This window comes from uncultured Roseovarius sp., assembly GCF_947489715.1.
Lineage (GTDB): Bacteria > Pseudomonadota > Alphaproteobacteria > Rhodobacterales > Rhodobacteraceae > Roseovarius.
The window spans coordinates 159165-172080 of sequence record NZ_CANLER010000010.1; the positions used below are offsets into that span (position 1 = coordinate 159165).

The 12916-nt window shown below is 58.4% G+C and carries 11 protein-coding genes; 7 read left to right on the top strand and 4 right to left on the bottom strand.

Features of this window, described 5'->3' with window-relative positions:
• Positions 1-114 precede the first annotated feature (114 nt).
• Both Q1B27_RS20930 and Q1B27_RS20935 read left to right on the top strand, forming a co-directional pair.
• On the top strand, positions 115-1587 hold the full coding sequence (locus tag Q1B27_RS20930; RefSeq protein ID WP_299850748.1) for a leucyl aminopeptidase: 1473 nt from the start codon (positions 115-117) through the stop codon (positions 1585-1587).
• Between the two features lies 1 nt (position 1588).
• Positions 1589-2047 carry a DNA polymerase III subunit chi gene (locus Q1B27_RS20935; protein ID WP_299850750.1) on the top strand — a complete coding sequence of 153 codons (459 nt, stop codon included), beginning with the start codon at positions 1589-1591 and terminating at the stop codon, positions 2045-2047.
• Positions 2048-2227: 180 nt separating this feature from the next.
• Here the strand turns inward: Q1B27_RS20935 and Q1B27_RS20940 are convergent, their stop codons facing one another.
• Entirely contained in the window at positions 2228-3199 is a 972-nt protein-coding gene (locus tag Q1B27_RS20940) for an asparaginase (RefSeq protein ID WP_299850752.1), read from the bottom strand.
• A 352-nt stretch (positions 3200-3551) separates the two neighbouring features.
• Here Q1B27_RS20940 and pnp point away from each other — a divergent pair, with 352 nt between their 5' ends.
• Complete coding sequence (gene pnp / locus Q1B27_RS20945) at positions 3552-5693, top strand: polyribonucleotide nucleotidyltransferase (protein ID WP_299850754.1); 2142 nt, start codon at positions 3552-3554, stop codon at positions 5691-5693.
• Between the two features lie 140 nt (positions 5694-5833).
• Positions 5834-6865, top strand: a complete 1032-nt coding sequence (locus tag Q1B27_RS20950; RefSeq protein WP_299850756.1) for an SGNH/GDSL hydrolase family protein — start codon at positions 5834-5836, stop codon at positions 6863-6865.
• A gap of 276 nt (positions 6866-7141) precedes the next feature.
• Here Q1B27_RS20950 and Q1B27_RS20955 read toward each other — a convergent pair whose 3' ends face one another.
• Positions 7142-7600 carry an Lrp/AsnC family transcriptional regulator gene (locus Q1B27_RS20955; RefSeq protein WP_299850758.1) on the bottom strand — a complete coding sequence of 153 codons (459 nt, stop codon included), beginning with the start codon at positions 7598-7600 and terminating at the stop codon, positions 7142-7144.
• A 140-nt stretch (positions 7601-7740) separates the two neighbouring features.
• Here Q1B27_RS20955 and ald point away from each other — a divergent pair, with 140 nt between their 5' ends.
• A complete protein-coding gene (ald, locus tag Q1B27_RS20960) occupies positions 7741-8859 on the top strand; it encodes an alanine dehydrogenase (protein WP_299850760.1) in 1119 nt (372 codons plus the stop codon).
• Between the two features lie 3 nt (positions 8860-8862).
• Here ald and Q1B27_RS20965 read toward each other — a convergent pair whose 3' ends face one another.
• A complete protein-coding gene (locus tag Q1B27_RS20965) occupies positions 8863-10404 on the bottom strand; it encodes a trimethylamine methyltransferase family protein (RefSeq protein WP_299850762.1) in 1542 nt (513 codons plus the stop codon).
• Positions 10401-11045, bottom strand: coding sequence for a TetR/AcrR family transcriptional regulator (locus Q1B27_RS20970; protein ID WP_299850764.1), 645 nt, complete (start codon positions 11043-11045; stop codon positions 10401-10403). Before Q1B27_RS20970 ends, Q1B27_RS20965 begins: the two co-directional genes overlap by 4 nt.
• Positions 11046-11122: 77 nt before the next feature.
• On the opposite strand from Q1B27_RS20970, the gene Q1B27_RS20975 reads away from it, so the two are divergent.
• Both Q1B27_RS20975 and Q1B27_RS20980 read left to right on the top strand, forming a co-directional pair.
• Positions 11123-11476, top strand: a complete 354-nt coding sequence (locus Q1B27_RS20975; RefSeq protein ID WP_299850766.1) for an ethanolamine utilization protein EutQ — start codon at positions 11123-11125, stop codon at positions 11474-11476.
• Positions 11477-11479: 3 nt separating this feature from the next.
• Positions 11480-12796, top strand: coding sequence for an FAD-binding oxidoreductase (locus Q1B27_RS20980; RefSeq protein ID WP_299850768.1), 1317 nt, complete (start codon positions 11480-11482; stop codon positions 12794-12796).
• The last annotated feature ends 120 nt before the right edge of the window (positions 12797-12916 follow it).

Below are 12916 nucleotides of genomic sequence, written 5' to 3' on the forward strand. Positions count from 1 at the left end.
CAATCAGGCCTGTCCCGCGCAGATTAGCGGAATTGATCGCGCGGGAAAACTGCAATCTGGCCAAGTCGGCAAAGGCGCGCTAGGACTCGGGGAACTCAGAATAGGAGCAGACCCATGACAAGCCCGGTTTCGGTGAATTTCCAGGACTTAGATATTGATAAGATCGCCGGGGCCGAGGGCCGCGTTGCCGTGATCGTGACCCCCGATGGCAAGCTTGATGCCGCCGCGCGCCGGGCCAACAAGCTGACCAAAGGCGCACTGGCACGGCTGGTGGAAAGCGAGGCCTGGGAGAAGAAAAAGGCGGGCGATCTGGTCACCATCGCCTGGCCCACCGGCATGGCCGCCGAGGCGCTTGATGTCATTTGCCTGCCGCGCTCTGCGAAACCGGATGAGGTCCGCAAAGCCGGTGTTGCATTGGGTAAGGCCAAGGGCAAATCTGCTTTGCTTGTCCTCGCGGGGCAAGTGCGCCGCCCGGTCGACCTGACCCTTGGGATCGTATTGCGCGCTTACGAATTCACGACGCACAAGACCGCCGATAAAAAAGAAGATGGCGACGTGACGCTGATGGTTGCCAAACCCGGCGAGATCAAATCAGAGGCCGCCGCCGCGCTGGCCGTCGCGGAGGGCGTGTTCTTCACCCGCGATCTGGTCAGCGAACCCGCCAACCACCTGACCACGACCGAATTCGCCAATCGCATCGCCGCGATGAAGGATCTGGGCCTCAAGATCACCATCCTTGAAGAAGATGAGTTGAAAAAGAAGGGCATGGATCTGCTGTTGTCCGTGGGTCACGGCAGCGCAAGCCCATCCAAGGTGGCGGTGATGGAATGGAAAGGCGGCAAGAAGGGCGATGCGCCCCTTGCGCTTATTGGCAAGGGCGTCGTGTTCGATACGGGCGGCATCAGCCTGAAACCGGCCGCCGGCATGGAAGACATGACCATGGACATGGGCGGTGCTGGTGTTGTTGCCGGGGCGATGCGGGCAATTGCCCTGCGCAAGGCCAAGGCCAATGTCGTTGGTCTGGTCGGCTTGGTTGAAAACATGCCCTCGGACCGTGCCACGCGCCCCGGCGATGTGGTGACGTCGATGAAGGGTGACACCGTCGAGATCATCAATACCGATGCCGAAGGTCGTTTGGTGCTGGCCGATGTCCTGTGGTACGCGCAGGAAAGATACAAGCCCTCGGGCATGATCAACCTGGCCACGCTCACCGGTGCCATCATCGTCGCGCTGGGGCATGAGAATGCGGGGGTATTCTCAAACGATGACACGATCTCTCGCAATTTCATCAAGGCGGCCGAATCCGAGGGCGAAGGCGCCTGGCGCATGCCGATGGGCAAAGCCTATGACGATATGCTCAAAAGCCAGATCGCCGACATGAAAAACGTTGGTGGACGGTCCGGCGGGTCGATCACCGCCGCGCAATTCCTGCAACGTTTCGTTAAGGAAGATTGCCCGTGGATTCATCTTGATATCGCGGGCGTGGCCTCGGTCAAGGCTGACACGAAATACGCGCCCAAAGGTGCCACTGGCTGGGGCGTGATGGCGCTCAATCGTCTGGTGGCGGATTGCTACGAGGACGGCTGATTTGGGCGCTGCCTATTTCTATCACCTGACACGCGGCCCGGTCGAGGTGACCCTGCCGATGCTTCTGGGCAAGGCGATGGGCGCAGGCTGGCGCGTGGCGGTGCGCGGGCGCGACGATCAGCGCATGGCGTGGCTGGATGAAAAGCTATGGCTGGGCCCCGATGACGGTTTCCTGCCGCACGGGCGAGCCGGTCAGCCGCATGAGGCGGATCAGCCGGTCTTGCTGACCACCGGACCGGACATTCCCAATGGCGCCACCTGCCTGATGAGCGTCGATGGCGCCGATGTGTCCCCGGAAGAGGTCACTGCGCTCGACCGGGTTTGCGTGCTGTTCGATGGCAACGATCCCGACGCGCTTGACGTGGCGCGCGGTCAATGGAAGGCGCTGACCGACGCAGGGTGTTCGGCGCAATACTGGTCCGAAGAAAGCGGCCGTTGGGAGAAGAAGGCCGAAAAGTAAGGTTCAACGCCGCCATGCGTAGCGACGTATCGGCGGACCGGGCGGATGCATGGGTTTCACTCTTCCTGCGCTTACGATGAGCGGCAGCCTTGTCATCAGGGCTTATTCTGTACGCGATGCCACCCCATGAATGGCTATTCGCCTGTTGTCTTCAAGGGCGATGCGCGTGCCCACCAATGTTCACTTCTCGGGCAGGCTAAGCTCGCCACAAAGCGGTTCCGCCAGAAAGCTGCGATGGGTGGCCACATCTCCCCCATCACTCAAAGCCAGAACCATCTTCACATAGGCCGCTTCTACGGTCATGTCGCGCCCGTCAACGGCGTTGTACCGGGTCAGAATGGCACCGGCGGCATAGGTGCCAAGCGCGATACCGCCCTCGGGGCATTGGCTAACGGCCAGCACCGGGATGTCCCGGTCTTCGGCGATGCGCAGCGCTTCCTCGGTGTTGGGAGTGTTGGGGATCGTGCCCGAGCCGAAACAGCGCAGGACGATCCCGTCGCTGTTCTGTGCAGCATGCAGCAACAGCTTACCTGCCCCGCCAGGGACCACGGGCAAGACGGCCACATCGGGGGTGCCGTACTCGTGACGTATCAGGCCTGGCCCGCCAGGGCGTTGTGGCGCGTGATCCGCAGGTTCGGCGGCGAAGGCATCGAAGAAATGTGAATGGGTCTTTCGAATTCGTCCGCCGTGCAGCAACCGGCCAGCGAATTGAACCCAGACGCCGGGCGCGGCCGATCCGATGGCGCGCAGCGTCTCTGACAGATTGCGATGACCGTCATTCTCAGGCTCGCTCAATGGTAACATCGACCCGGTCAGGATCACTGGTTTTTCCAAACCCTGAAGTGCCATCGTCAGGGCCGCTGCGGTAAATGCCAACGTGTCGGTGCCGTGGGTGATGACAAACCCGTCGAAGGTCGCGTAGTTGGCGGTGATCGTCCGGGTGATCCGGTTCCAGTCACGCGGGGTGGCGTTGGCGCTGTCGATCAACGGCTCAAGTACGGCAATCTCGATCGACAGGTCCAGCTCTTTGGTGTTCAGCAGGCGCGTCACCTCATCCTCGACCACACCGCGTTTGGGGGCAAAACCATCTCCTGATCGGACCATGCCAATGGTCCCGCCGGTATGGATCAGCAATATGCGTTTGTCGGCCATCCGGTCCTCGTCCCGCGTTCGGTTCTGCTCATGGATACACAAGCACGTCCCGGCTCACCAGCCGTAACGCCGCGCGCTGGTTGCGCTGTCATCTGCGCAATCACGGAGTTCACACAATCCGCGTACACAATTGCAACTGTTTACACATTGGCCGGGACTACCTGTGATTGCGCCTGGCGGTACCGAAATGGGTTTCAATGGGGGGCAAACTCCTGTATGGCCCCGTCCATCTGAGACGTGATGCCTTGTGACCCCGGGCGCATGGAAATGATTGGGGTCGGCGGCAATGGGGCCGCCAACGAAACGGGAGACCCGGGATACGCCTGGGAGTGCTCTCAACTAGGATGTACAAATGTTTGATATCACAACGAAATCAATACAGTGGGGCGAAGAGACGCTGACACTGGAAACGGGCAAGGTTGCCCGTCAGGCAGATGGTTCGGTCATCGCGACACTGGGCGAAACCAGCGTCATGGCCAACGTGACCTTTGCCAAGGCACCGAAACCGGGAATGGATTTCTTTCCCCTGACGGTTCACTACCAGGAAAAATACTACGCCGCGGGCAAGGTCCCCGGCGGTTTCTTCAAGCGCGAAGCACGCCCAACCGAAAAAGAAACCCTGACCGCCCGCCTGATCGACCGGCCCATCCGGCCGCTGTTCGTACCGGGCTTCAAGAACGAAGTTCTTGTTATGTGTACGGTACTTAGCCACGATCTGGTCAACGATCCCGACATGGTTGCGATGATCGCGGCCTCGGCTGCTCTGACCATTTCCGGCGCGCCTTTCCGTGGTCCGATCGCCGGCTGCCGCGTTGGTCTGGAAGATGGCGAATACGTGCTGAACCCGACCGTCGACGACATGCACGAGCTGCGCAACAACCCCGATCAGCGCCTTGATCTGGTGGTTGCGGGCACCAAAGACGCCGTGATGATGGTCGAATCCGAAGCCTACGAGCTGACCGAAGATGAAATGCTGGGCGCTGTGACCTTTGCGCATGAGCAGATCCAGCCGGTGATCGACCTGATCATCGCCCTGGCCGAAGACGCCGCGAAAGAGCCGTTCGACTTCCAGCCACCGGATTATTCCGAGCTTTATGAAGCAGTTAAGGCCGCTGGCGAAAAGCAGATGCGCGATGCATTTGCCATCACCGACAAGCAGGAACGCACAACCGCCGTTGCCGCCGCCCGTGACGCAATCAAGGAAGCGCTGAACGAAGAGCAACTGGAAGACGCCAACCTCGGCTCGGCCATGAAAAAACTCGAAGCCGGCATTCTGCGCGGTGATGTCGTGAAGACCGGCAAGCGGATTGATGGTCGCGCGTTGGATACGGTTCGTCCGATCGTCAGCGAAACCGGGCTGCTGCCCCGTACCCATGGTTCTGCCCTGTTTACACGCGGTGAAACACAAGGTCTGGTCGTGACTACGCTGGGCACCGGCGATGATGAACAATTCATCGACGCTTTACATGGCAATTTCAAATCGAACTTCCTGCTGCATTATAATTTCCCTCCCTACTCGGTTGGCGAAGCTGGTCGCGTGGGCCCTCCGGGCCGCCGTGAAATCGGCCACGGTAAACTGGCATGGCGCGCGCTGCAGGCAGTTCTGCCTGCGGCAACCGACTTCCCCTATACCGTGCGGGTGGTGAGTGAGATCACCGAGTCGAACGGTTCCAGCTCGATGGCATCGGTCTGTGGTGGATCGCTTTCGATGATGGACGCGGGTGTACCGTTGAAAGCACCGGTTGCCGGTGTTGCGATGGGCCTGATCCTTGAAGACGATGGCGAATATGCCGTTCTGACTGACATTCTGGGTGACGAAGATCACCTGGGTGACATGGACTTCAAGGTGGCTGGTACCGAAAAAGGTATCACGTCTTTGCAGATGGACATCAAGGTCGCGGGCATCACGCCCGAGATCATGAAAACCGCACTGGCACAGGCCAAGGAAGGCCGTATGCACATCCTGGGCGAAATGTCCAAGGCACTGACCGAAGCGGGAGACTTCTCGGTTCACGCGCCGCGGATCGAAACCATGCAGATCCCCACCGACAAGATCCGTGAAGTCATCGGATCGGGCGGCAAGGTGATCCGTGAGATCGTCGAAGTGTCGGGTGCCAAGGTCGACATCAACGACGAAGGCACGATCAAGATCGCATCGCCCAACGGTGATTCAATCCAGAAAGCCTATGACATGATCCATGCGATCGTGGCCGAACCCGAAGAAGGTGCAATCTATACCGGTACTGTCGTGAAGATCGTCGATTTCGGCGCCTTCGTGAATTTCTTTGGCAAGCGCGACGGGCTGGTCCATGTGAGCCAGATCGAAAACCGCCGCCTGAACCACCCGTCGGACGTTCTGAAGGAAGGCCAGGAAGTGAAGGTCAAGCTGCTAGGCTTTGATGATCGCGGCAAGGTGCGCCTGTCGATGAAAGTCGTCGATCAGGAGACCGGTGAAGAGGTGAAGGCCGAGAAGAAAGAAAAAGACGACGCCTGATCGCCTTCTTTTTTGAATAGAAGGGCTCCGGTGGATCAACCGGGGCCCTTTTTTGTTGACGTAACGTTTTTAGTGATCGCGGTTCGCAATGCGCTATCTCCTTTGGCAATCATAAAAAACCGACGAACAGGGAGAGGAAAATGAGAAAGATTTTTGGTGCAGCAGCCATTGCTTGCAGCCTGACTACAGCGGTGCAGGCGGCCAGCTTTACCGACGTTTACACCAGTTTTTACAGTTTCGGTGACAGCCTGAGCGATGACGGGAAGTTCACCCAGCTGGACCCGCCAAGCTTTGGTGGTCGTTTTAGCAACGGGCTGGTCTGGGCAGAACATATCGAGGATCAATTTGTCGCCGCGCGCAGGGACACTGGTAATCTGGCGCTTGGCGGTGCCACGGCGGGGGATGTAAACCTGCGCCCCAGCGGGCCGTTGTCGACGTTTAAAGGGCAGGTGGCAGTCTTCGCAAACTCGCTGCGAACAGGCTTGGGCCTGCCCACGCGCGTCCTGCCGAGTGTGGAAGTCAAATCGACTGGACCACAGCCTGGTGCAAACCCCCTGTTATCTGTCTGGTTCGGCGCAAATGATATCTTCCAGGGTTTCAATCCGATCTCCGCCGCTGATGCGGTCGCAGATGGTATCCGGTTGCTGAATTCGATCGACAAGAACGTGTTTGACGACTTTCTTGTCGTCGCCTTGCCTGACCTGGGCAAGACACCTGCCTTTGCTGGGGCGGATTCAGCAGGTGCTACGTTTGCCTCCAACCTGTTCAACGCGCAATTGGCGAGGCATCTTCGTGCGCTCAGGATTGAAGGTTTGAACATTGTCGGCTTTGATCCTGGCACGGTGGTCCAGCAAATTCTCGATAGCATCGACGCGGGCACATTCAATTTTGGCATCTTGGACGCCGAAAACCCGTGCACGCTTAGCGTTGGCGCGTTTCTTGATCCAAACGTCACCAATCCGGGTAGCTGTCTGGACCTTGGGATCGACCCTGATCGGCTGTTGTTCGTAGACGGGGTGCACCCGAACGCTGTTGCCCACAAACTTTTTGCCGAAGAGGTGGGGCGTTCGATTGATGCAAACATTGCAGCGGTTCCTGTCCCGGCGACCCTTCCGCTGATGCTTGTTGTGCTTGCGGGCTTTGGCATGATCGCACGGCGCCGTTCAGCCTGAATTCAATCCAATCTGCTAATCAGAGCTCCGGTGGAAACGCCGGAGCTTTTTCGTTTCGCCTGCGCAACGGATCAAATTCGCAAAAGGTATGGTTTTCCTTACGGGGCGGTTTCGTGGTTTTTTCCCCATGAAACACACCGCCTCCTTGGTCATATTCAGGGTGTAACAAGTTGGGGGCTAACAAGCCTTTGGGGGTAACAGTTTCTGGTGCACGCCACTACTCACGGAATGTCTGTGCATCAGGGCCTCGGTGGAAACGCCGGGGCCATCTGCTTTTCAGATCGGTAAGGCTGTTGTCTTGAAAACCGTCCGCAGGGCGAAGCTGGATTGCATCTTGGCCACCCCCGGTAGCCGCGTCAGGTACTGACGGTGGATGCGGGCAAAATCCTCGGTATCTTCGGCAACGACCTTAAGGATGTAGTCGGCGGCACCAGCAGTCAGGTGGCATTCCAGTACGTCGGGAATGCGCTGAACCGCTTTTTCGAATGCTTCCAACACCTCATCCGCTTGGGTCGATAACGTGATTTCGACAAAGATCGTCGCCGGCACGCCCATTTTGCGCGCATCGAGCAGGGCAACGTAATCGCGGATATACCCCTCAACCTCCAATCGTTGCACGCGCCGGTGGCAGGCGCTTGCCGACAGATTCACCTTGTCGGCCAGGTCGGCATTTGAAATCCGCCCCTTGCGTTGTAATTCACTAAGCAGGCGACGATCAGTCGGGTCCAGGGACATTTGCGCAAGGTCTTTCGTATAATGTGGACATTCGTCGAATATTATTCACATTAATCGCTGGCTGACGAGGGTAATTTCAATCCAATTGCGCGCGTCTTGCGACACTATGGGCCAAATTCAGGAATGAAGAGGAGACTTCCATGAAGATCGGATGCCCGACCGAAATCAAACCACAGGAATTCCGTGTAGGCATGACGCCCAATGCTGCGCAGGAGGCGGTTGCGCATGGCCATGAGGTCATCATTCAGGCCGGTGCTGGTAGAGGTGCTGGATTCGAGGATGAGGATTACGTTGCTGCTGGTGCCGCGATCATTGACACCGCCGAAGAGATTTTCGCCTCGGCCGATATGATCGTGAAGGTGAAGGAACCGCAGGCCATCGAACGCAAGATGCTGCGCGAAGGCCAGCTGCTGTTCACCTACCTGCACCTGGCGCCCGATCCCGAGCAAACCAAGGACCTGCTGGAAAGCGGCTGCACCGCGATTGCCTATGAGACCGTGACCGATGATCGTGGTGGCCTGCCACTGCTGGCCCCGATGTCCGAGGTTGCTGGCCGTCTTGCGCCTCAAGTTGGTGCGTGGACATTGCAAAAAGCCAATGGTGGGCGTGGCGTTTTGATGGGCGGCGTACCGGGCGTTGGTCCGGCGCGCGTTGTCGTCATCGGGGGTGGTGTCGTTGGCACCCACGCGGCCAAGATCGCGGCAGGCATGGGCGCGGATGTGACGGTTCTTGACCGTTCGTTGCCCCGACTTCGGTATCTGGATGATGTCTTTGGCGGTACTTTCCGCACCGGATATTCGTCGGCAGGCCTGCTGGCCGAACACCTGACCCAGGCGGACATGGTGATTGGTGCGGTTCTGATCCCCGGGGCCGAAGCCCCCAAGCTGGTGCGCCGCGAACAATTCCCCAGCATGAAGCCCGGCTCCGTACTGGTGGACGTTGCCATCGACCAGGGTGGCTGCTTTGAAACCTCCAAGGCCACGACCCATGCTGATCCGATCTACGAGGTGGACGGTATCATGCATTACTGTGTGGCCAACATGCCGGGGGCGGTTGCGCGCACCTCGACTATCGCGCTTGGCAATGCCACCATGCCATTCATGCTGTCGTTGGCCGACAAGGGTTGGAAACAGGCCTGCGCCGACGACAAACACCTGCTGAATGGTCTGAACGTGCATGCCGGTCAACTGACCTATTATGCGGTCGGCAAGGCGCTTGGCATCGACGTCATTTCGCCCGAGAAGGTGATCAAAAGCTAGAATCTATTGTGAGATATCGGCACCGCCCTCAGCGGTGCGCCGGGCGATGAAATCGTCCATCTCTTCCAGCCGCGCGGGGTCAAACCCGGGCGGCTGATATGCGTTCAGAGTCTCGTGCCAGATCTGATTGGCGCGGGTGGTCGTATCGACTGCTCCGCGTTCGCTCCAGTTCTCAAAATTGCTCCAATCCGACAGCAGGGGCGAATAGAACGCTGTCTCGAACCTCTCAAGCGTATGCTGCGTGCCAAAGAAGTGGCCGCCATGGCCGACATCGGCAATCGCCTCGAGCCCCAGTGTGGCGTCGCTTACTTCAAGCGGTTTGAAGAGTTCTGCAAACATCTGCAGCACTTCGACATCAATGATGAATTTCTCGGCTGAAATTGTCAGACCGCCCTCCAGCCAGCCCGCACCGTGCAGCAGCAGGTTGGTGCCACCCATCAGCGCGCCCCAAAGTGACATCTGGCTTTCATAGGCCGCCTGGGCGTCGGGCGCGTTCGACGCCGTGGGCGCCGAAGACCGGAGCGGCAGGTTGTACCGTCGTGCCAGCTGTCCCGAGGCAAAGGCGGCCTTCACGTATTCCGGCGTGCCAAAGGCAGGGGCGCCAGTCTTCATGTCCACGTTGCTAGTGAAACTGCCATAGCAGACGGGGGCGCCGGGGCGGACAATCTGACTAAGGCAGAGCCCGGCCAGCGCCTCGGCATTCTGCATGACAAGGGCGCCCGCGATGGTGACCGGTGCCATTGCACCTGCAAGCGTAAAGGGGGTCAGAACCATCATTTGCCCCGCGCGGGCACTGTCAATAATGCCTCGGCACATCAACTCGTCCAGTTGCAGTGGGGAGTTCGAGTTTGCGACCGAATAACAGGTTGGCGTATTCAGGAATTCGTCGTGGGTCAGGCCGTTCGCGATGCGCAGGATCTCGTAACTGTCTGCGATCGCTTGCTGCCCCCGGAAGTAGACGAAGGGGATTTTCTCGGTCAGCGTCATGACGGAACGCGCCATGGTGAGATGGCGCAGATTGATCGGTACATCCTGCGGTTCGACCACGGGGCCAAACAAATGGATCACGTCAAAACTCTGCGCTACCTTACAGAATTTATCGAAATCCGCCTGTGTGCCGGGGCGGCGACCGCCCTGTAGATCAGAGCAATTGGGAGAGCCCGCCGAAGTCGTGATACCCACATTGCGTCCACCGATGATGACATTGCGATCACTCGCCCGGCTTTTGAGTGTCACGGCAGAAGGAGCCTGCCCGATCAAATCCATCACAAGATCGGGGTCGAAATGGATCACGTTATCTGCGCCCGACGTCATGCCCGCGTTGAGATAATGGGCGCGCGCCGGATCGCTGAGAACCCTGATGCCTGTGTCCCGCAGCACTTTGAGTGACGCAAGATGAATTTCCTCAATCTGGTCGGCACTGAATTGTTCAATGGGGGGATAGGGGTTGACCCATTGCCGCCAGGCTTTGTCGAATTGCTTGACTGCCTCGCTTTGACGTTTGGCTGCTCGTCCGCGACGTCCACCGCTGCGCTGGCCCGTCATTTCGGCATGTCCTTTTCCAGAAATTTCTCGATCTGGCGCGCCGCAATATCGGCATTGATCTCGCGTCCGGTAAAGCTGAGAAAATAGGCCGAGAGATAGCTTAACCGATCGGCCATCGGCTCTTGCACATTCAGCGCGTAGTAACTGAGTTGGGTGAAATAGATGATCCGAGCACGAATGAACGCTTCGGTCGGGTCATAGTGGTGACGCTGAAAGAAGTCGGAGATTGCGGCGACACGTGCGTCATCTTCGGCCTGCAGGGACGCGCGCAAATCATCGTCGTGGCGCGCCCAATCGCGGATGGCCTGATCAAGCTGCGGGTCGAATCGTGTGTGATCCGTCCAGACGGAAAACAACGCCAGAATGCCATCATCCAGTGTCTCAGTGTCGGCGATGGCTTCGACCATGACGCCGGTATTGCGTGAGCGCCACTCTTTCAGCAGGGCATCCAAAAGCGCCTCGCGGCTGTCAAAGTGCCAGTAAAAGCTACCACGCGTGACATTCATTTTTCGTGCCAAAACCGTGATCTGTATCGCCTCGATTCCGTCTGAAATCAGCATTTCAAGGGCGGTCTGAATCCAGTCATCGCCAGTCAGGCGTATTTGACGATCAGGCTGAGGGCGTCGCGAATGCAAGGTCACGGGCGTTTTCCATACAGGGTTGCATGGATCAATACAGGGCTGTATGTTCCGCGTCAATATCTTTGCGAGGACATACGATGGCCGACAAAGCTCCTGCGCGCGTTACATCTCTTTCAGCGGCAAAATTCATGCCGCGGTTTGAATATGGCCACATGGCCCAGGCCTCGGTCGTGACGGGAACCGGCGAAGATGGCACCCGTCTTGGCAGCGGGTTCGTGCGGATGAAAGACGCCTCGATCCCCTGGACCGTTCAATATGATGAGGTGATTTTGGTGCTGGAAGGTGAATTGACCGTGCGCACCCGTGACGGCGACCTTAGGGCTGGACCGATGGACTGCATCTGGTTGCCCAATGGAACCGAGCTGACCTATGTCGCCGTGTCTGCGTTGATGTTCTATGCCATTGAGCCAGCCAACTGGGCCGAAGGGTAAGCCATGAAAATCAATCGCCTTCCCAAGGATGACAAGACAAATGGTTGGAGCGCGATCCTGCCTGAGCGGCAGCCTAAGCCGTCAGTTCAGCGAGATACCAGCGCTGACTGGATCGTGCTTGGCGCGGGTTATGCCGGGTTGGCGGCGGCGCGACGATTGGCCGAAAACTGCCCTGATCAGCGGATTGTCCTGATTGAAGCCGGGCACGCTGGCGAAAACGCGTCGGGGCGAAATTCGGGCTTTGGCATAGATCTGCCGCATAATGTTGGCTCGTCTCTGGATGAACTGGAGGGTTCGCACCGTTTCATGCGGTTGGCGCGAATGGCAATCGATCATCTGGAAGAGAGTGTTCAGCGGCACGGCATTGAATGCGATTGGACCCGTGACGGCAAGTATCACACGGCGGTTTCACCACGCGGTACAAAGGACGTGCTGGAGCCGTTCGTGAAGGAACTGGATGCGCTGAAAGAGCCATTCACCTGGATCGAGGGGGATGCGCTGCGGGCAAAGCTGGGCTCGGACCATTTTACCGCAGCGGTCTACACACCGGGTTGTGTTTTGATGAATCCTGCGGCGCTGACACGTGGGTTGGCGGATAATCTGCCCGAGAATGTGACGCTTTTCGAGAACTCACCCGTGACCAGTGCGGTGTTTGAAAATGGGGTACAGTTCACCACGCCCGGTGGAACTGTCAGGGCGTCCAGGCTGATCATGGCGGCGAATGGATTTTCCGAGCAATTTGGTTTTTTCCCACGTCGGTTTCTGCATCTCGTAGCACATGCCAGCCTGTCGCGCCGCCTGACCAAAGCGGAACAGAGCGCTTATGGTGTCGATGCCGCGTGGGGTCTGACACCTGTGAACGCATTCGCGGGCATCACCATGCGCTATACCAACGACAATCGCATCCTGATTCGACAGGGGCTGAGCTATTGTCCGGGTCAGCGTGTGTCAGTTGCAGAGCAGGCCGCAGTCAAACGCCGCCACAAGGCGCTTTTTGATCAGCGATTTCCAATGCTGCCCGAGGTCGAAATGGAGCACACCTGGAGCGGGATCGTCTGCCTGTCGCGCAATGGTGCACCGGGCTTTGGGCAACTGGCGCCAAACATCTGGTCTGCGGTGTGCCAGAACGCGGTCGGAGTAACCAAGGGGACGTTTGGGGGTATCCTGGCAGCGGATATGGCGACCGGGCGTGACAACCCGTTGATCGCGGACATGCAGAGCCTTGGCGAACCAGAATTATTGCCACACCGGCCCTTTCTAGATTTGGGCGTGCGCGCGCGATTTCAGTGGGAGTTGTGGACCAACCGGCACGAGGCGTGAGCCGGCCCCGCTTATTTACAGCAATGGAATCGACCGTTTTGCGGGACAAAACCGCCCTCGAATTCTCAGAATTTAATGGCTGCATTTCAAGCGTTCTGAGAATTCCGGGAGCTTAACTCT

Excerpts from the sequence above, each read along its gene's own strand:
- Q1B27_RS20975 (WP_299850766.1), top strand. The coding sequence starts at position 11,123 with ATGGCCGACAAAGCTCCTGCGCGCGTTACATCTCTTTCAGCGGCAAAA.
- Q1B27_RS20950 (WP_299850756.1), top strand. The coding sequence starts at position 5,834 with ATGAGAAAGATTTTTGGTGCAGCAGCCATTGCTTGCAGCCTGACTACA.
- Q1B27_RS20980 (WP_299850768.1), top strand. The coding sequence starts at position 11,480 with ATGAAAATCAATCGCCTTCCCAAGGATGACAAGACAAATGGTTGGAGC.
- Q1B27_RS20965 (WP_299850762.1), bottom strand. The coding sequence starts at position 10,404 with ATGACGGGCCAGCGCAGCGGTGGACGTCGCGGACGAGCAGCCAAACGT.
- Q1B27_RS20930 (WP_299850748.1), top strand. The coding sequence starts at position 115 with ATGACAAGCCCGGTTTCGGTGAATTTCCAGGACTTAGATATTGATAAG.
- Q1B27_RS20940 (WP_299850752.1), bottom strand. The coding sequence starts at position 3,199 with ATGGCCGACAAACGCATATTGCTGATCCATACCGGCGGGACCATTGGC.
- pnp (WP_299850754.1), top strand. The coding sequence starts at position 3,552 with ATGTTTGATATCACAACGAAATCAATACAGTGGGGCGAAGAGACGCTG.
- ald (WP_299850760.1), top strand. The coding sequence starts at position 7,741 with ATGAAGATCGGATGCCCGACCGAAATCAAACCACAGGAATTCCGTGTA.
- Q1B27_RS20955 (WP_299850758.1), bottom strand. The coding sequence starts at position 7,600 with ATGTCCCTGGACCCGACTGATCGTCGCCTGCTTAGTGAATTACAACGC.